The sequence below is a fragment of the Streptomyces sp. NPDC048211 genome (genome assembly GCF_043202315.1).
Taxonomy (GTDB): Bacteria; Actinomycetota; Actinomycetes; order Streptomycetales; family Streptomycetaceae; genus Streptomyces.
On the sequence record NZ_JBIDAD010000001.1, the window covers coordinates 669,572 to 688,280 of the forward strand.

Genomic DNA, 18,709 nt, shown 5'->3' on the forward strand with positions numbered 1-18,709 from the left:
CGATTAGGCCCCGTCCTCCCCCCTTCTGGAACCGTCGGAACCGTCCCCCGGACGGGGGCGGCCCCGTCTCTGCGCCGACCCGTGACCGGCCACTCGCCCCCGCCCGTAAACTGGAGAATCGGCCCACCCGGGCCCGACGTCCATTCGAGCCCGTCCACCCCCTAGGGAAGTCGCCACCGTGTCGCTCACGATCGGAATCGTCGGTCTGCCGAATGTCGGCAAGTCGACCCTTTTCAACGCCCTGACCAAGAACGACGTGCTGGCGGCCAACTACCCGTTCGCCACGATCGAGCCGAACGTCGGCGTCGTCGGCGTCCCCGACCCGCGGCTGGACACGCTCGCGAAGATCTTCGGCTCCCAGAAGCTGCTCCCGGCGACGGTCGACTTCGTCGACATCGCGGGCATCGTGCGCGGCGCGAGCGAGGGCGAGGGCCTGGGCAACAAGTTCCTCGCGAACATCCGCGAGTCGGACGCGATCTGCCAGGTCATCCGCGCCTTCAAGGACGAGAACGTCGTCCACGTCGACGGCAAGGTCTCGCCCAAGGACGACATCGAGACGATCAACACCGAGCTGATCCTCGCCGACCTCCAGTCCGTCGAGAAGGCCGTCCCCCGCCTCCAGAAGGAGTCCCGCCTCCAGAAGGAGAAGGTCGCCGTCCTGGCGGCGGTCGAGGAGGCCCAGAAGATCCTGGAAGCGGGCGACACGCTCTTCCACGCGGGCATCACGGCCGGCACCGAGAAGGGCCGCCTGCTCCACGAGCTGCACCTGCTCACCACGAAGCCCTTCCTCTACGTCTTCAACGTCGACGAGGACGAGCTGGTCGACGAGGACTTCAAGAACGAGCAGCGCGCCCTGGTCGCCCCGGCCGAGGCCATCTTCCTGAACGCCAAGATCGAGTCCGAGCTGATCGAGCTCGACGACGACGAGGCCCTGGAACTCCTCCAGTCGATGGGCCAGGAGGAGCCCGGCCTCGCCACCCTCGGCCGCGTCGGCTTCGACACCCTGGGCCTCCAGACCTACCTCACGGCAGGTCCCAAGGAGACCCGCGCCTGGACGATCAAGAAGGGCGCCACGGCCCCCGAGGCGGCCGGTGTGATCCACACCGACTTCCAGAAGGGCTTCATCAAGGCGGAGATCATCTCCTTCGACGACCTGGTCGAGACGGGCTCGGTCGCCGAGGCCCGCGCCAAGGGCAAGGCGCGTATGGAGGGCAAGGACTACGTCATGCAGGACGGGGACGTGGTGGAGTTCCGCTTCAACGTCTGATCGCGTATCCAGAAGGGCCTGACCTGCGAGGGTGCTGGTCAGGCCCTCTTGCTGTCCGCAACAGTCCGCAACCGTCCGCAGAACCGGGAGCAGCTACGTGTCGTGGACCGTGGCACGGTGCCCGACGTGTACGACCCAGACCACAAGCTTCCCGTTGCCGATCGTGTAGGCGACACGGTAGTCGCCGACCCGTAGGCGGCGGCGTCGTCCTTCCAGAAGCAGACGGGACAGATCTCGTAGGAGCCGGGCATGGCGTCCAGCACGCGGTGCCCGCGGCACGGGCACGGGGTAGGCGTCGCTCATCTGCGCAGTCTCGGTGCAGGTCCGGCTGGTGCGCCATGGATTTGCCTGCCTCCGTCCATTCGACCGGTCCGCAGCCAGTCCGCAGGACACCCGTAAACGGCCGTCGGAAGCCGACGCATGCCTACGAGGAAATCCAGTTCAGGGCCCTGGCTGGGGCTCCGCCGCAGGTCAGGATCAGACCTCAGACGTTCCGCTTCCATGTCTGATTGAAGTCATCCCCCTTCGCGATTCCGAAAAGCCGTAATTGACGAGGGGCACGTCAATCCATGACGTGCCCTTCTTGCGCTGCCATCGGAGGCCGGACAGTGGTTCGGTGCTGGACACGGCGCGGCAGGGGTAGCGGGGGCACGCGTACGCGGTCGCCGCAGCGGTGCGCACCGAAGCCGGACACGGATGCTCTCGACACCCCTCTCAGCCGTAGTTCCACTCCTCGCCGGGCAGCGAGTGCCACAGGTCGAGCCAGTCGTGCAGCAGGAAGAGGGGACGGGTCAGAACGAGGTCGCCGGCCCGCTGGGAGCGGATCGCCAGGCCGAGATCGGCGAAGACCGGATCGCCGGCGACGCTGTACGCCAGGCTGCCGGGCCGTGCGCTGCGGTGGACGAGCCCGTCCTCCACGTGCGAAGGCGCGCAGCCGGTCAGCGGGGCTGCGTCCAGTCTCACCTGGGGGCCGGTAAGGGCGTCTGCGGCGACGCACCCCAGGCGGCCGTCGTGAAAGAGGGCCCTGATCCCGCTCCCAGTGAAGTCGGCGTAGTGGAGCTGCTGGACCTCCCCGTGGTGGGAGTAAGGCGCCGGCCCCGGCGTCAGCTCCGCCCCTGCGCGCCACGGACCGCGGACGGCTCACGCTCCGGTGCCACTCGGCGTGCGCGGCAGCGAGGGGCGTGGGTTGGCGGACGGCGGCGCCCCTCGGGCGCCCGCCGCCCCGTGTGAACTCCACCACGCCGCAGGTGTGGCGGAGTTCACCCCGGCCGAGTGCCCGTTCCTGATGGCGAGTTGTGGGTGAGGGGGCGCGAGAGGGGCGGTCCGCCGGCGCCTCAGGTGTGGGGGCGCGGGCGGGTGCGTCCCGTCTCGGGGAGGGGGGCGCGTGACGGGCGATGCGCCTTTGAACTGGTGCGACATGGATGACCGGAGGTCCCCGGCTGCGGCCCGGCGGGCGTGGGGACCGGAGTCGACGGCAGGGCGGACGCCCCTCCTCGGCTCCGGCGAACCGGGGCCGGTCGGCCCTCTTTCCGGCGGACTTCATTGGCGGGCGCGAGGTGAATAGAAACTGCGAAGAGTATGCACTCCGCTACGTTCCGAAATCGCGGAAGGTGTTGTCCGGGCGGGGGCAACTGTTGTCCGCAGTAAGGTAATGGGGGTTTATCCAGGTTTATAGCCGCAACCGGACCGTCGGTGTCGCCCCAGTGGTGTTGTCCGCAGGGTCCGGCCCCGCCGAGTGGCGAAGGGTGGCGGCGCAGATGAGAGGGCTGTGAGGGAAGGTCCGGTAGGGCGCGTTCGGCCGCGGCTGCGAGGCTGTTGCCGCCGTCTCGTTTTTGAGGTGGCGAGAGTCGGTAAGCTATGCTCCGGCAACCGTCACATCTGACGCCGGCAGGCTCCGTAGCCGTCGCGCATGCCTCCGTAGAAGGCTCGACGGTTCACGAACGGAAGGATGACGATGGCGGGCTGCTCAATAGCGGCGATTTCCTGGGAGCGTGTGCATCTCACGCTCGATGTGGCGGTCTCGGACTTCAATGGAGATCCTAGTGCTCTCCGCTTCCTGATTGTTGACAACGAGCGCGAATTCCCGGTGAACTCTCGGCAGATCGACGCCGAACAGCACCGCCTGGAGATCAACGTCACCAACTTCGAGAACCGGCGCCAGGTGCCCAACGGCACGTGGCGGATCATCCCGGTGATCGGTGACGAGCGACTGCCCGCGGCCGGTTTCGACCTCACGGCCACGGACGAGCTCGACGTCTGCTCCCGTACCTTCCTTTATGACCGCAACCGCTCGGTGTACGTCATCGCGTTCGGGATCTCGGATGACTTGGACAGTCCCGACTTCCTCATGCGTACGTACCAGCTGTTCCGTAGCGCGGGGCCGGGCAAGAAGCCGGCGAAGAAGAAGCCGCTCGGTAAGCGAATAGGGCTGAAGGTATTCCCGCGGGCCCGGCGCCGCAAGATCGCGCAGCGCTTCTACTGGACCGCGCGCCGCCTGAATCCGCCGCGTGGCAACAGGATCCTTTTCGCATCCGAAATGCGCACCGGCCTCGGCGGTAACCTGGCCCGCGTCCACGACCGGATGATCGAGCGGGAACTCGACAAGAAGTACGAGTTCAGCCACTCGTTCCGAATACCGGCGACGGCGAACAAGTGGAGCACGCTCCGCCTCATCTACCGCCTGGCGACGTCCGACACCGTGCTGATGGACGACTACTTCGGGCTCCTCGGGAATCTGAGCATTTCGCCCGAGACGAAGATCATCCAGCTTTGGCACGCCGGGAGTGGCTTCAAGGCCGTCGGCTACAGCCGGTTCGGAAAGTACGGCTCGCCGAAGCTGTCCAACGCCCACCGCAAGTACACCTACGTCATCACCGGGTCCAAGCACCTGGTGCCGGTGTACGCCGAGGCGTTCGGCATCGAGGAGTCGGCGGTCGTGCCGACCGGTCTGCCGCGCATCGACACGTTCCTCAACGAGGAGCACTCCCAGAAGGTCAAGGACGACTTCTTCGCGTCCTACCCGCAGCTCCGGGGCAAGAAGATCGTGCTGTTCGCGCCGACCTTCCGCGGGAAGAGCATCGGGGACGCGCACTACGACTACGACCGCATCGACTGGGAGAAGCTCTACGAGGTCTGCGGCGACAAGTACGTCGTCCTCTTCCGGATGCACCACTTCATCACGGAAGCCCCGCCGATCCCCGACGAGTACTCGGACCGGCTCGTGAACTTCGCGTCGTTCCCCGACACCAACGACCTGCTGCACGTGACCGACGTGCTCGTCACGGACTACTCGTCGGTCATCTACGAGTACACGCTGCTCGACAAGCCGATCCTGTTCTTCGCGTACGACAAGGACACGTATTCGGTGATCCGCGGATTCCACCGGGACTACGACTCCGTCGCCCCCGGCACGATCTGCGTGACCTTCGACGATTTGCTCAAGGCCCTCCAGGACGAGGACTTCGACCTGTCGAAGGTCGAGGAGTTCCGTCGGGAGAACTTCGACTACGTCGACACCAACTCGGCGGACCGCGTGATCGACTGGCTGGTAGTCGGCGATCACGGTGGCAGGGACACGGGCGGCCAGCACCGCTGGCTCGACCCCGTACCGGACGACACGACGGTGGCTGACCAGCCGCTCAGCGACCAGTCGGAGGAATAGACACAATGAACGTTGCTTTGCTTTTTGCCGGCGGTATCGGTTCGAGGATGAACTCCCGTGCCCTCCCGAAGCAGTTTCTGGAGGTCAACGGCAAGCCGATCATCATCCACACCCTCGAGCACTTCGAGTCGCACCCCGAGATAGACAGCATCGCCATCGCGATACTCGCCGAGTACCGCGAGTACATGGAGAAGCTGCTGAAGCGCTACGAGATCCAGAAGGTCAAGTGGATCATCGACGGCGGCAAGACCGGTCAGGAGTCGCGCCACAAGGCCCTCTCGACGGTCGCCGCGGAGTGCCCGGACGACACCGTCGTGCTGATCCACGACGGCGTGCGGCCGCTGATCGACGCGAAGCTGATCAGCGCGAACATCGAGACGGTCCGGGAGCACGGCTCGGCCATCACCTGCACCAAGTTCAACGAGACCGTGGTGTCGAGTGAGCACGAGCACATCGACGACGTGATCCCGCGCGACCACATCTACGCCGCGCAGGCCCCGCAGAGCTTCCGGCTCGGCGAGATCCTCGGGCTGTACGACCGAGCGGTCGCCGAGGACGAGCACGACACCATCGACTCGTGCTCCCTCATGCACAAGTACGGTCGCAAGATCTACCGCGTGGTCGGCCCCCGCTCGAACATCAAGATCACGACGGCCGAGGACTTCTACCTGTGCCGGACGTTCTTCGAGATCCTTGAGAACCAGCAGATCGTAGGTACGTGATCCAGTGACCACCGTTTCCAGCCCGGTCGTGGCGCACGACCTCGACGAGATCCTTGACCGCGACCTGCCGTGGGGCGAGCTGTCCGGCCGCACGGTGCTGGTCACCGGCGCGAGCGGCATGCTGCCGTCGTACGTCGTCTACACCCTCCTCGCACTGAACGACCGGCACGGCGCGGGCATCACCGTCCACGGCCTCGTCCGGAACGAGGAGAAGGCCAGGCGGCTGCTCGCGGACGTGCTCGACCGCCCGGACTTCCACCTGGTCGTCCAGGACGTGTCGGCTCCGCTGGAGCTGCCCGGCCCCGTCGACTACGTGATCCACGGAGCGAGCGCCGCCCGGCCCGCCCTGCACGGCAGCCAGCCGGTCATGACGATCAAGGCGAACCTGCTGGGCACGTTCAACCTGCTCGACCTCTGTGTGGAGAAGGCCAGCCGCGGATTCCTGCTGATGTCCTCGGCCGAGGTCTACGGTGCTCAGGCCCCGGAGACCGAGCTCATCGACGAGCAGAGCTACGGCGGCTTCGACATCCTCAACCCGCGGGCCTGCTACGCCGAGGGGAAGCGGGCGGCGGAGACGATCTGCGCGACCTACCAGGCGCAGTACGGCATCGACAGCCACGTCGTCAGGTTCGGGCACGTCTACGGGCCGGGGATGGCGCTGGACGACGGCCGGGTGCAGGCCGACTTCGCCGCGAACGTGGTGGCCGGCAAGGACATCGTGCTCAACAGCGACGGTTCCGGCGTACGGACCTACACCTACGTGGCCGACGCCATCGCGGGGCTGTTCTACACGCTGCTCCGCGGTGACCAGGTGGCGTACAACGTCGCGGACCCGGCCGGTCTGGTCTCGATCCGGCGGCTGGCGGAGCTCTTCACCGAGGTGCGCCCGGAGCGCGGGCAGCAGCTCCGCTTCACCAACGAGTCCGACGCGCGCGCCTACAGCCTGACCAAGAAGCAGGGCCTGGACAGCACGCGCCTCGCCGGTCTCGGCTGGAAGCCGGTGGTCGATCTGCCGACCGGGCTCAACCGCATGGTGACCCACCTGGAGTCGAGCGCCCCGGCGCTGTAGCGGATCCGCGCCGGTACACCACCGGCGCGGAACTGCGGAAGACACCCCACACGCACATTGCCTCGGGCCCGGACGAAAGTCCGGGCCCGAGGCAATGTGCGTGTGGGGTGATGTGATGCAATGTCACTGAATTACCGATATCGGGCGTGAATCGCCGAAATCAAGCGCTTCAGGAAGATCGAACTTTCCTGGCCAGCCGCCGGACCGGAGCCGGCAGGAACCGGGCCAGCCGCCGCTTCGTCGTCGCCTTGGGCTTCGGCCGCACCACGATCTTCTCCGAATCCCCGTCGTCCTCGGTGGGGTTCCAGTACTGCGTGGACTTCTCGCCCTTGCGCGGATACAGCTCATTGGGCTGCCGCGCGACGACCTCGGGGCGTTCCCACGCGATGTTCCGCCGCACCACCCGCGCAGGTGATCCCACCGCGGTGCAGTTGTTGGGAATGGACTTGGTGACGACGCTGCGGAAGCCGATGACCGAGCCGCTGCCGATGGTGACGCCGCCCATCACGACCGCGTGCTTCGCGATCCAGACGTGCTCGCCCACGACGATCGACTGGGACGGGTTCACACGCTTCTCGGTGTGCACGTCGAAGATCGGGTGGGTGTCGTCGCCGCGCACCTCGATGTTCTTGGCGAACATCACGTCGGCACCGATCGTCACGGACACGCCTTCGACGGCGGAGATGAAGGTGCGGCCCGCGCAGCCCACGTTCTCGCCGATCAGGATCCGGGACTGGTGCCCGCAGCGCAGTTCGAAGCGGAGGCCTGCGCGCTTCTTCGTGGTCTGCTCGATGTCTATCTGACCGTTGTCGCCCGTGAAGGTGACGAGTAGGTCCTGGATATCCGCTTTCGGGCTGATGACGAGTCGGTTGTTCGACCCCTTGAAGCGGATATCGATCTTTTCCGTACGGATCTCTCCGTCGTAGACGATCTCGTTTCCCTGATCGTCCTTGTAACGCTCGAGCTTGCGCACTTGCAGCATTGTGATCTGAGGGATGCCCTCGACCGGTTCAGGGTCGGACCTGCCCCTCGTACCTCCATTCCGGCTCGGGATCTCGGTTTAAGTTATCAGATGACTCTGTTACTGAATCTGGGCGTGATCGGACCAATCCTGACCGCAACATCGGCTGCCGGTTCCGCACTCCGGTTCCGTGCTCCGGTGTCGAGAAGTTCATCTGATGTGCGATTCAGGGCTTTTTGAATAGTTAGTCATGCTTCGGCGGGTATGTGCTCAGCGGAAGTGCTGAGGTGGAGCGGCTGGCGGGGCATCGTGGTCGAGTGGGCTCGGGCCCAGGGTCGCAGGCGCGGTGGCGAGGGTGACGGCCTCGTCGGCAGGGTCCGGGGAGGGCGCGGGTTCCGGTGTCGGCGGGCCTCCACGGTCACCGGAGGCGATCGGTCCGCCACGGTCGGTGGGAATTCCGCTTCACCGGCGAAGTCGCATCCGGACGGCATCCGCACGGGATCCGCATGGGATAAGGAATGGGCGGGATTCCTTTTCGGATACGACACCGGTGCCGTATCCGGGGCGTTGCTGTACATCAGGAGAGATTTCGAACCCGGCCCATTCGGGGTGGGTGGAGCCGGGGGAGGGTAACGGGGCCGAGTGGGTCGTGGCCGGCGCTTTTGGTGCGCCCTGTCGCGGGGCGCTCCTGACGGCCGCGTCGTCACTCGCCCCGCGGTGGCTCCACCCGCTCCAGCCACGCCGTCAGCAGCGGCTCCAGCGCCGCCGCTTCGTCCCCGGTCAGGGCGTCGAGGAGGCGGCGTTCGTTGCGCATGTGCTCGGTGAAGGCCCGGTCGATCAGGTCGCGGCCGGCGGGGGTGAGGGCGACCACGCGGGCGCGGCCGTCGCCCGCCGCCCGGCGGCGGGTGACCAGGCCGGAACGCTCCAGACGGTCGATGCGCTTGGTCATCGCGCCGGTGGTCACCATCGTGTGCGTGGCCAGCTCGCCGGGGGCCCGCTCGAACGGCTCCCCGGCCCGGCGCAGCGCGGCCAGCGCGTCGAACTCGCCCTCACTCAGGCCGAACCGGCGGTACACCACGCACAGTTCCTCCGTGAGCAGCCCGGCCAGCCGGTGCAGGCGGCCGATCACGCCCTGGGGGCGCACATCGAGATCCGGGCGCTCGCGGGCCCACGCGGCCTGGATGCGGGCCACGTGGTCCAGGGGCTGGGGGGCGGTGGAATCCGGCATGCCTCCATTGTAGCTTCCGGGGAAGCTATTTCCGCGTACGATAGCTTCCATGGAAGCTAATGTGCGATGGGTGCTGATCACGGCGATCGCCCCGGTGGCGTGGGGGACGAACTACTACGTCACCCACGCCTACCTCCCCGCCGGCGCCCCGTTGTACGGCGCCGCCATCAGGGCTCTGCCCGCCGGGCTGCTGCTCCTGGCCCTCCGGCGCGAGCGGCCCCGGGGATCCTGGTGGTGGAAGGCCGTGGTCCTCGGCGTTCTGAACATGGGCGGCTTCTTCGCCCTCGTGTACGTCGCCGCGCAACTGCTCCCCACCAGCACCGCCTCGACGATCATGGCGGCCTCGCCGGTGGCCATGATGCTGATCGCCTGGGCGCTCGTCGCCGAACGGCCGGGGCCGCTGCCCCTGCTGGGGGCCGCCGCCGGCATCGGCGGGGTGTGCCTCATGCTGCTGACCGGAACCGTCCAGGCCGACGCCCGCGGAGTGCTCGCCTCGGCCGCCGCCCTGACGATGTCGTCCCTCGGTTACATCCTCACCAAGCGCTGGGGCGCCGTGACGGACGTCCTCGCCTCGACCTCCTGGCAGCTGATCGCCGGTGGTCTCCTGCTGCTGCCCCTCGCCGCGGCCGTGGAAGGCGCACCGCCCGCGCTCGACGGGCCGGCCGTCCTCGGATTCGGTTACGTCACCGTGGTGGCGACCGCCCTCGCCTTCGCGGCCTGGTTCGCGGGACTGCGCCATCTGCCGGCCGCGACCGTCGGGTTGGTCGGGCTGCTCAACCCGGTGACGGGGGTGCTCCTCGGCACGGTGGTCGCGGGGGAGGCGCTCACCCTCCGGCAGATCTGCGGGCTCGTCCTCGTGCTGGGCGCAATCCTGCTCGGCCGGCCGTCGGCGCGCGGCCGGCCGGCCGGGGTCCGCCGCACCCGCCCCGGTGGGCTTCTGCTCGGATCGCGCCCGGCCCGCGGAGTCCTGCCCGATCCGGACGAAAGACCCTAAGGCTGTGTGACCTTCAGTTCCCGCACGCCCGTCGGTTCGGCCGCATCCGCCGAACGGACCGTCACCCGCACCTCGCGGGCCACCGCCCCCGCCCGGTACGGCTGCCAGATCCGGCCGTCGGCCGAGGTCTCCAGGCGGTGCGAGAGGGGGAGTACGTCCGTCCACTCGGGCGCGAATCCCGTCACCGGGGCCGCCCGCCCCAGGTCCACCGTCAGCGAGCCCGTCTCCCCGTCCGGGGACCAGGCCGTCGCCGCGCTGCCGTCCACGGCGGCGGCCGCGTACAGGCCGGGCGTCTCCGACGTCGCCGTCGCCGGGCGGCAGCGGGCCGCATCGGTGGTCGGGGCCAGGTCCGGACGGCGCGTGGGCAGGGTGAGGGAGGAGGACAGGGAACGCGGGCCGGACGGGGTGTGGAGCGTGAAGGGGGCGCCCGACGTCAGACGGACCTCCGTCGTCCGGGGGCCGATCGTGAGGTCGTACGTACGTCCCCGGTAGCGCAGGCCGGTGAGTTCCACGCCGTCGCTCAGCTGCGGCGGCAGCATCGGGTCCAGCCGCACCCCGTCCTCCCGCAGCCGCAGGCCCGTCAGGCCGTGCGTGAACACCTGGAGGAAGCCGCCCTTGCCGGTGAGGAAGTCCTCGGCGGGGAAGCCGGACAGCGGATCCTGCGCGCCGGCCTTCGCGCCGCGCGCCTCGCTGAAGAGGGCGTACGGGCCGCGCATGAACGGGCGTACGGCACGCTGCAGATACGTGTACGTGGCGCAGCCCGGCTCCCCGATCGCGGCCGCGTCGATCGCGTGGACCGAGTCGGTCATCGCCGGGCCGTCCGGGTCGGTGCGCGCCGCGTAGTAGTCGAGCGTCGAGGCGGCGGCCCCCGGCTCCATCGGCCACTCCAGGGGATAGATCAGCAGGACCGTGTCGGCCTGCTTGATCGTCGAGCCGTCGTAGCCCGCGTACTGGAGGTAGAGCCCCCGCCCCGGGTCGTACGGGATGCGCAGACCGTCCGCGATCTTCGCCCACCCGGCCTGAGCGGGGTGCCCCAGCAGCCGCGCGGCGCGGGCGGCGTTGCGCAGGGCGGTGGCCGCGACGGCGTTGGTGAATACTCCGTCCGTGACGCCGTTGCTGTACTCGTCCGGGCCCGCCACCTCCTTCACCGAGTAGCTGCCGTCGTCGTTCGCGGTGGCGCGCGAGGCCCAGAAGTCGGCGATGCCCCGGAGCATCTGCCAGCCGTGGCCGGCCAGCCAGTCGCGGTCGCCGGTGGCCAGGTAGTACTGCCAGACGGCCAGCGAGACATCGCCCTGGAGGTGGTTCTGGGTGACGCAGTGCGGAGGGTTCCAGCTCTGGCACTCGGACCAGAGGCTGCCTTTGCTCGCGCTCGTCCACGGGTAGAACAGCCCCTCGAAGCCGAGCTTCTCCGCGTTGGCACGGGCCTCGGCGCGTGTCCGGTAGCGGTACTCGACCACCGAACGGGCCAGCTCGGGACGGGTGGCGAGCAGCCCCGGGTACATCCAGGTCTCCGCGTCCCAGAACACCATGCCCGCGTAGTTGTCGCTGGTCAGCCCGGCCGGGGCGATGCTGTCGCGGGAGCCGGTCCGGGTGGAGGCGAGGAGCCCGTACTGGGCCGAGCGCAGCCACTTCTGCAGATCGGGGCTGCCCGGCACGGACACGTCGGCGGACCAGTCCCGGCGCCAGACGGCGGCGTTCTCGGCGAGGACGGCGGACCAGCCGCGCAGCGCCGCTCCCCGGGAGGCCTCGCGCGCGGTGGTGCGCGGGGCGCGCGAGGTGAGCGCGGTGTCCACCCCGACGTACTTCTCGAACGTGTACGTACGTCCCGCGGTCACCCGGGACGCCTGACCGTTCGCGCCCGCCGGCCGCATCGTCTGCACGATCGCGCCCGCCGTCCCCGTGCCCCGGGTGCGGAACGTGCCGTCGGCCTCCAGCGCGATCCGGCGTGCGCCGCGCGGGTCGAGCCGGGCGGTGACCGTCGCGGTGCCGGTCCAGTGCGGGGTCATCCGCAGTCGTACCGCGCCGGTGTGCACGTCGGCGCGGTCGGCCAGCACCTCGTACGTCAGGTCGGTCGCGCGGCCGTCGGCCGTGGTCCAGCGCAGCGACGTGCGCACCAGACCGCACCGCAGGAACAGCGTCTGGCGGTACCGGGAGATCCGGCCGGCCGGAGTGGCGGAGCCGTACGTCTCCTTGCCCACCCTCACGTCGAGGCCGGTCCAGCTGGGCAGGGCGGCGGCCACCTCGCGCCCCGCCGCCAGGTCCTTCTCGCGGCCGAAGAGCCCGGAGACGAACGCCCCGTCGTAGCGCGGGGTGTAGAGCGGCCAGCCGGTCCTCTCGTCGCGCTCGGCGTACCCGGCCCCCGCCGCGGGCACCCGGTGCCCCAGGTAGCCGTTGCCGACGTATGGGTCGTAGCCGGCGGCCTCGCCGAACGTGGTGGACGCCGGTGCCCAGGCGGGGTCCGTGTCCCGGCCGCAGGCCGCTGTCGGCGGGGCGGACGGCCGCTGACCGGCGGCGTGCGCGACGGGCGGCAGGGGCGCCGACGTGATCAGGGCGCAGGCGAGGAGGGACGTGAGGAGAGTGGTACGCGTAGGGCTCACGGTACGAACGTAGGGAAACGGGTGCGGCGCGAGGGGGCACGGCGCGCGGGTGAACGGCTGACGCGGGCGGCGCGGACGCTCAGGCCGCGAGCCCCGTCTTCAGACCCGCGCCGCACAGCGGTACGACGACGCTGCGGTCCGTCCAGCCGCCCACCGCCGCCCAGCAGGCCACACCCGTCGTCTCCACGTAGAAGCCGCGGCCGGCCAGGTCCAGCTGAGCGGTGCGGATCTGATCCTCGGTCACGGTCAGGAAGGTGCCGCCCGACTCCCGCACCGCCGCCAGGATCGCGCGGGCGCGCGGCGGGCGCGGGATGGCGATGCCTTCGGCGAGGGTGGGGGAGGCGGTGGCACCGGCCGGGTCGCCGAGGAGGTCATCGGCCCCCGCGTGGAAGGCCTCGGCCAGCGGGGACACGGCTTCGGCCTGGACGGCGACCAGCGCGGGGCGGGTGTCGATCAGGCCCTGGGCGAGGAGCTCCGCGGTGGCCAGGGCCGCCCCGAGCAGCAGGGTGCCGTTGCCGACCGGTACGGCGATGGCGTCCGGGAGACGGCCGCCGAGGTCCTCCCAGAGCTCGTACACGTACGTCTTCGTGCCGTGCAGGAAGTAGGGGTTGAAGACGTGCGAGGCGTAGAACGTGCCGGGTGCGTCGGCGGCGGTGCGGGCCGCCCGCGCGGTCGCCTCGCGGTCCCCGGGGACGATCTCCAGCCGGGCGCCGTGGGCCCGGATCTGCTCGGTCTTCTTCGCGGACGTGCCCTCGGGGACGTACACCGTGCACGGCAGTGAGGCGCGGGCGCAGTACGCGGCGACGGCCGTGCCCGCGTTGCCGCTGCTGTCCGCGACGACGCGCTCGGGGGCGAGACGGCGGGCCAGTTCGGCGAGCATCACCGCGCCGCGGTCCTTGAAGGAGAGCGTCGGCATGAGGAAGTCGAGTTTGGCCGAGACCGTACCGGTGAGCGGGACGAGCGGGGTGCGGCCCTCGCCGAGGGTGGTCGCCGGGGCGGAGAGCGGCAGGACCTCCTCGTAGCGCCACAGGGAGTTGACCCGGCCGGGCAGGGCGTCGGGGCGCAGCGGACCTGCGCTCCCGAAGTCCAGGTCCCACGGGCCGCGGCAGACCGGGCAGCACCAGGTGAGCGAAGTGGTGTCGGCACGGGTGCCGTCCCGCGGGCAGAGGTAGGAGGTGGCCATGGCAGCCAGCATGCCAGCCGCGGGGGCGGGACGGTGTCCGGGGCGGCCGCACGGTGTCGCGGACGCCCCGGAGCCGTTCCTACCGCCGGGAGAGTCCGCGGTCGACGGCGGTCATCAGCTCGCCGTCCTCCGTGTCCCCGTCCAGTGACCAGAACATCGCGCCGCCGAGCCGGTGGTCGCGGATGTAGCCGGTCTTGGTGCGCAGGACCTGCGGATCGTCGTACGTCCACAGCGTGGTGCCGTCGAACAGCCAGGCGCTGCCGTCGCGGACGTTGCGGTGGACCTTGTACGTACCGGAATCGGCCAGTTTCCTGAGGGCCTTGTAGTCCTCGTAACCGGCCGCCCAGGTGGCGGGTGCGGGGGCCGCGGCGGGCTGTCCGAGGCCGTCGCCGCCGCCGGTCACCCCGGTCCAGCCCTGACCGTAGAACGGCATCCCCATCACGAGCTTGCGGGCGGGGGCGCCGCGCTTCAGCCAGTCGCGCACGGTCCGGTCGACGCTGAAGTCGCCCTTCGCGTACAGCGCGGACTGCTGCGCGGTGGTCTTCTCGCCGGAGACGTGGAAGTCGTAGCCCTGGAGGTTCACGAAGTCGAAGTCCCGCATGATGCGCGGGACGTCGAAGCCGGCGTCGATCTTCTCGGGGGACGCGGGCACGAACGCCGAGAGGTCGTAGTGCTTGGGCTTCGCTCCGTGGTGGCCGCCCTTGCGCGAGGCGGCGTCGCTCTTCGCGTACGCGTCGAGCTGGGTACGGAACTCGTGGACCAGCGCCGTGAAGTTCCGCTTGTCCTCCGGGCGGTACACCGTGTCGGTGTCACCGGCGGATCCCGGCCATTCCCAGTCGATGTCCACGCCGTCGAAGAGACCGGCCGCCGCACCCTCGCCGCCGCGCGTCCCGTCCACCGGCAGGTTGCCCTTGATGTACAGGTCGATGCAGGAGGAGACGAAGGCCTTGCGGGAGGCGGCGGTGCGGGCCGCGTCCGAGAAGTGGGTGGACCAGCTCCAGCCGCCGAGCGAGATCATCACCTTGAGGCCGGGGTGCTTGGCCTTGAGCTCGCGCAGCTGGTTGAAGTTGCCCGCGAGGGCCTGGTCGTCGGTGTCGGCGACGCCGTCCACGGAGCCGGCCGCGTCCAGCGGGCGGACGTAGTCGGCCCAGGCGTCGGCCTCGCCGGGCACGTTGCCGGTGAAGCACCTGCCGTCGGCGCCGACGTTGCCGAACGAGTAGTTGATGTGGGTGAGCTTGGCCGCCGTGCCGCTCGTCTCCAGGTCCTTGACCTGGAAGTCGCGCCCGTAGACGCCCCATTGGGTGAAGTAGCCGACGCGCTTGTAGGCGGGTGCGGAACCGTGGTGGTTGTTCCCGCGGTCCGTTCCGTGGCCCGCGGAGGCGTTGGCGGCGGGGGAGAGGGTGGCTGCCAGCGAGAGGGCGCAGGCGGCAATGGCCAGTCCGGACAGGGTTCTTCGACGCATGAGGCCCGTTCCTGTGTGCGTGTGCGGAGGCGTGTGCTGAGAGGTGCGTGGCCGTGCTGTGTGGAGAGGAAACTATTGGTCTGGACCAAATGGGGTCAAGAGGTGGGGGCACCGGAACGGCCGGAGAAGCTCTGGCGGCCCCGAGTGGGGTATGTGCAGGCCCGCCGCGAATCATCACTTCGAGTGAAACTCTGGCCCGTGCTTGCGGTTCGGAACCGACCGTTGCGAGGCTGTTGCGGTCTGTCAACCTCTTGGGGAGTGGCCTGTGACTTTCGGTGAGCAGCCCGCCTATCTGCGCGTTGCGAGCGATCTGAGAGAGAAGATCGTCAGTGGTTCGCTGCCGCCGCATACCCGCCTGCCGTCGCAGGCGCGTATTCGCGAGGAGTACGGGGTCTCGGACACCGTCGCGCTGGAGGCGCGCAAGGTGCTGATGGCCGAGGGTCTGGTCGAGGGGCGCTCCGGCTCCGGCACCTATGTGCGCGAGCGCCCGGTCCCCCGCCGGATCGCCCGTTCCGGCTTCCGGTCGGAGGCGGGGGCCAGTCCGTTCCGGCAGGAGCAGACGGCGGAGGGGGCGCGGGGGACCTGGGAGTCCCGGAGCGAGCAGGAGGGGGCGAGTCCGGAGATCGCCGAGCGGCTCGGCATCGAGCCGGGCGACCGGGTGATGCGTACGCGCTACGTGTTCCGGGACGGCGGGGAGCCGATGATGCTCTCCACCTCCTGGGAGACCCTCGCGGTCACGGGACGCACGCCGGTGATGCTGCCGGAGGAGGGCCCGTTGGGCGGCTGCGGGGTGGTCGAGCGGATGGCCGCGATCGATGTCGTCGTGGACAACGTGGCCGAACAGGTCGGCGCGCGCCCGGGGCTGGCGGAGGAGCTCCTGGCGCTCGGCGGGGTGCCGGGCCATGTGGTGATGGTGATCGAGCGGACCTTCTACGCGTCGGGGCGCCCGGTCGAGACGGCCGACGTGGTGGTCCCGGCCGACCGCTACCGGATCGCCTACCATCTCCCGGTCCGGTGACCGTCCACGGTCCGGGAGGCTCGCGCCCGGAGGTCGGCGCCGGGGCCGGGGAGGCGCGCTCCCACCCGGAGTTCCGGCCCGCGAAGTGCCGTTCCTGTCGGGTGACCGATACCCGGAGGCGGGTGTCCGGCGGCCGTGACGGCAAGTTAACGGCAGCCCGGGTCCCGTAACAGCCCGGCAATCACCGACCATGACGGCTTGTCATGTCCCGCTCCTAACTTTCCCGTTCGGACCCGCACACCGGACCGACGAACGGGAAGTCACCGATGACGGACACAGCCGTACCGAAGACCGGGCCCGCCTCCGGGGGAGACCTCGCGGGCGGGCCCGCCGTCCCGCCGCCGGCGCGCAGCTACGCCAAGCTCGCCGCCGACGAGAGCCGCGAGGACTACTCGCTCCGCTACGCGCCGCACTCCTTCCGGCGCTGGTCGCCCTCCATGGTCGCGGGCACCGCGCTCGGCGGGATCGCCTACCTCGCCGACTTCGCGATCGGCGCCTCGATCGTGTTCACCTACGGCTTCACCAGCGGGTTCGCCTCGATTCTGGCCGCCGCGACGATCATCTTCCTCACCGGCATCCCCATCGCCCGGGCGTGTGCCAAGTACGGCCTGGACATGGACCTGGTCACCCGGGGCGCCGGCTTCGGCTACTTCGGCTCGACGCTGACCTCGCTGATCTACGCGTCCTTCACCTTCATCTTCTTCGCCCTCGAAGGCTCGATCATGGCGCAGGCCATGCACCAGGCCGTCGGGCTGCCCGTCCAGGTGGGGTATCTGGTCACCACCCTGATCGTCATTCCGATCGTCTTCCGCGGCATGGGCGCGCTCGCCAAGGTGCAGGCCTGGACCCAGCCGGTCTGGATCATCGGGCTGGTGCTGCCGTTCGTCGTCCTCGCCTTCGAGGCGCCGGACGCCTGGGGTGCCTTCGGCTCCTTCGGCGGCACGGAAGGGGCGGGCTCGGGCTTCTCCTGGATCGGCTTCGGACTCGGCACCGGGGTCGCGCTCTCGCTCATCGCCCAGATCGGTGAACAGGCCGACTACCTGCGCTTCATGCCGGCGAAGACGGAGGCCAACAAGCGGCGCTGGAACCTCGCCGTCCTCGCCGCCGGACCCGGCTGGGTCATCATCGGCGCCGCCAAGCAGATCGGCGGCGCGCTGCTCGCCTTCGTCGCTCTCGAAGCCGTCGGCAAGACGCACGCACTGGAGCCGATCGCCCCGCAGATCGAGGCGCTGAAGCCCTGGCTCGGCTCCTTCGCGCTCCCCGCGGCCGCGCTCTTCGTGATCGTGTCGCAGATCAAGATCAACGTGACCAACGCCTACAGCGGCTCGCTGTCCTGGTCGAACTTCTTCTCGCGCCTCACCCATCGCCACCCGGGCCGGGTCTGGTACATCTTCCTCAATCTCGTCATCGCGCTGACGCTGATGGAGATGAACATGTTCGCCGCCCTCAACAAGCTGCTGGGCTTCTACTCCAACGTGGGCATCGCCTGGATCGCGGCCGTCGCCGCCGACCTCGTCATCAACAAGCGGATCGGGCTGAGCCCGCCGTACATCGAGTTCAAGCGGGCCTATCTGTACGCGGTGAACCCGGCGGGATTCGGGGCGATGGTGATCGCCTCGACCGTCTCGATCCTCGCCTTCTTCGGGCTGTTCGGTACCTACGCGGAGGCCTTCTCGACCTTCATCGCCGCCGGGCTCTCGCTGACGCTCTGTCCGCTGATCGCCTGGGCGACGAAGGGGAAGTACTACCTGGCCCGCCCCAATCCCGTGAACGGGCCGGGCGTCGAGGTCGCGGACATCACCGCCACCCACACCTGCGCGGTCTGCGAGACGGCCTACGAACTCCCGGACATCGCCGACTGCCCCGTGCAGTCCGGGCCGATCTGCTCACTCTGCTGCTCCCTGGACGCCGCGTGCGGCGATGTCTGCCGCAAGGACCCCGCCGAAGGGCCGGTCCTCATGCCGATGCCGGTGCTGCGCGGGGGTGCGGGCCCGGCCCAGGCCCATTGACCCGGGGCGTGGGGTCGGCCGCGCCGCCGAACTGCGGTCTGCGGTCTGCGGTCCGGCGTCCGCCGTGTGGAGCCTTGTGTGTGCCGGACCTGAACGCCGCGACACGCCCTGGGGGCGCATCCATCCGGATGCGCCCCCAGGGCGTTGGTCCGCTCCTGGCCGGATCAGTCTCTCTTTGTGCAATTACGTATGCGTTGAGTGAAGGTCAGGCGTACGCTCGGGCATATGCGTACTGCGGTTTCCTGGGGATCCTTAGAGACATGCACGCCGTTCAGGGGAGGGGCGCAATGCTCGGGAGGAGCACGATGAGCGACAGCGGTGCCGTGCTCCCATGGCTGGTGATACGGCAGGACGACAACGGCAACCGCTACCGCGTGGGCAGGTACGCCACGCAGGACGAGGCGCAGCGGACGGCCGACAAGCTGGAGAGCCACGGCCACAAGCAGCTCTACTGGGTGGAGCGCGTCGGACAGACCGCCCGCCCGTAGTGCGCCCCCTTCGGTGCGTCTCCGGGCGTCCGTGACGGGGCGTTACGCTC

General features: G+C 69.5%; 14 protein-coding genes and 1 pseudogene. 8 read left to right on the plus strand and 7 right to left on the minus strand.

Going from position 1 to position 18,709, the window contains the following annotated elements; translation table 11 throughout:
* The first annotated feature begins 178 nt into the window (after window positions 1-178).
* The gene (ychF, locus tag ACGFZA_RS03150; protein ID WP_385287767.1) at window positions 179-1,267 is read left to right on the plus strand and encodes a redox-regulated ATPase YchF; all 1,089 of its coding nucleotides are present in this window, start codon (window positions 179-181) and stop codon (window positions 1,265-1,267) included.
* A 93-nt stretch (window positions 1,268-1,360) separates the two neighbouring features.
* Here ychF and ACGFZA_RS03155 read toward each other — a convergent pair.
* Window positions 1,361-1,474, minus strand: a pseudogene (locus ACGFZA_RS03155) (type II toxin-antitoxin system RelE/ParE family toxin); the annotation flags it as partial.
* A gap of 507 nt (window positions 1,475-1,981) precedes the next feature.
* On the minus strand, window positions 1,982-2,230 hold the full coding sequence (locus tag ACGFZA_RS03160; protein WP_393676792.1) for a hypothetical protein: 249 nt from the start codon (window positions 2,228-2,230) through the stop codon (window positions 1,982-1,984).
* Between the two features lie 1,123 nt (window positions 2,231-3,353).
* On the opposite strand from ACGFZA_RS03160, the gene ACGFZA_RS03165 reads away from it, so the two are divergent.
* The 3 genes from ACGFZA_RS03165 to ACGFZA_RS03175 are packed head-to-tail and all read left to right on the plus strand — an operon-like array spanning window position 3,354 to window position 6,719.
* The gene (locus tag ACGFZA_RS03165) at window positions 3,354-4,928 is read left to right on the plus strand and encodes a CDP-glycerol glycerophosphotransferase family protein (RefSeq protein WP_385287721.1); all 1,575 of its coding nucleotides are present in this window, start codon (window positions 3,354-3,356) and stop codon (window positions 4,926-4,928) included.
* Window positions 4,929-4,933: 5 nt separating this feature from the next.
* Window positions 4,934-5,650: a 2-C-methyl-D-erythritol 4-phosphate cytidylyltransferase gene (locus tag ACGFZA_RS03170; RefSeq protein ID WP_385287719.1), complete on the plus strand. Its 717-nt coding sequence runs from the start codon at window positions 4,934-4,936 to the stop codon at window positions 5,648-5,650.
* Between the two features lie 4 nt (window positions 5,651-5,654).
* Window positions 5,655-6,719: an NAD-dependent epimerase/dehydratase family protein gene (locus ACGFZA_RS03175; RefSeq protein ID WP_385287716.1), complete on the plus strand. Its 1,065-nt coding sequence runs from the start codon at window positions 5,655-5,657 to the stop codon at window positions 6,717-6,719.
* Window positions 6,720-6,888: 169 nt separating this feature from the next.
* Here the strand turns inward: ACGFZA_RS03175 and ACGFZA_RS03180 are convergent, their stop codons facing one another.
* Together ACGFZA_RS03180 and ACGFZA_RS03185 are read right to left on the minus strand one after the other, a co-directional pair.
* Window positions 6,889-7,701, minus strand: coding sequence for an acyltransferase (locus ACGFZA_RS03180; protein ID WP_385275780.1), 813 nt, complete (start codon window positions 7,699-7,701; stop codon window positions 6,889-6,891).
* Between the two features lie 682 nt (window positions 7,702-8,383).
* The gene (locus ACGFZA_RS03185; RefSeq protein ID WP_393676796.1) at window positions 8,384-8,908 is read right to left on the minus strand and encodes a MarR family winged helix-turn-helix transcriptional regulator; all 525 of its coding nucleotides are present in this window, start codon (window positions 8,906-8,908) and stop codon (window positions 8,384-8,386) included.
* Between the two features lie 49 nt (window positions 8,909-8,957).
* Here ACGFZA_RS03185 and ACGFZA_RS03190 point away from each other — a divergent pair, with 49 nt between their 5' ends.
* Window positions 8,958-9,902 carry a DMT family transporter gene (locus tag ACGFZA_RS03190; RefSeq protein ID WP_393676798.1) on the plus strand — a complete coding sequence of 315 codons (945 nt, stop codon included), beginning with the start codon at window positions 8,958-8,960 and terminating at the stop codon, window positions 9,900-9,902.
* On the opposite strand, the gene ACGFZA_RS03195 is transcribed toward ACGFZA_RS03190, so the two are convergent.
* The 3 genes from ACGFZA_RS03195 to ACGFZA_RS03205 all read right to left on the minus strand — a co-directional run bounded on the left by ACGFZA_RS03195 (window position 9,899) and on the right by ACGFZA_RS03205 (window position 15,144).
* Window positions 9,899-12,499 (minus strand): glycosyl hydrolase family 65 protein, encoded by a 2,601-nt coding sequence (locus ACGFZA_RS03195; RefSeq protein WP_393676800.1) that lies wholly within the window; start codon window positions 12,497-12,499, stop codon window positions 9,899-9,901. The two genes, ACGFZA_RS03190 and ACGFZA_RS03195, sit on opposite strands and share 4 nt — an antisense overlap.
* Window positions 12,500-12,578: 79 nt before the next feature.
* Window positions 12,579-13,682: a threonine synthase gene (locus tag ACGFZA_RS03200; protein ID WP_385275768.1), complete on the minus strand. Its 1,104-nt coding sequence runs from the start codon at window positions 13,680-13,682 to the stop codon at window positions 12,579-12,581.
* A 79-nt stretch (window positions 13,683-13,761) separates the two neighbouring features.
* Window positions 13,762-15,144: a glycoside hydrolase family 18 protein gene (locus ACGFZA_RS03205; RefSeq protein ID WP_385275765.1), complete on the minus strand. Its 1,383-nt coding sequence runs from the start codon at window positions 15,142-15,144 to the stop codon at window positions 13,762-13,764.
* A 265-nt stretch (window positions 15,145-15,409) separates the two neighbouring features.
* Here ACGFZA_RS03205 and ACGFZA_RS03210 point away from each other — a divergent pair, with 265 nt between their 5' ends.
* The 3 genes from ACGFZA_RS03210 (at window position 15,410) to ACGFZA_RS03220 (ending at window position 18,659) form a co-directional block, all read left to right on the plus strand.
* On the plus strand, window positions 15,410-16,162 hold the full coding sequence (locus tag ACGFZA_RS03210; RefSeq protein WP_393676803.1) for a GntR family transcriptional regulator: 753 nt from the start codon (window positions 15,410-15,412) through the stop codon (window positions 16,160-16,162).
* 266 nt (window positions 16,163-16,428) lie between these two features.
* On the plus strand, window positions 16,429-18,171 hold the full coding sequence (locus tag ACGFZA_RS03215) for a purine-cytosine permease family protein (protein WP_385275759.1): 1,743 nt from the start codon (window positions 16,429-16,431) through the stop codon (window positions 18,169-18,171).
* A 287-nt stretch (window positions 18,172-18,458) separates the two neighbouring features.
* Window positions 18,459-18,659, plus strand: a complete 201-nt coding sequence (locus tag ACGFZA_RS03220) for an SPOR domain-containing protein (protein WP_385275756.1) — start codon at window positions 18,459-18,461, stop codon at window positions 18,657-18,659.
* Window positions 18,660-18,709 lie beyond the last annotated feature (50 nt).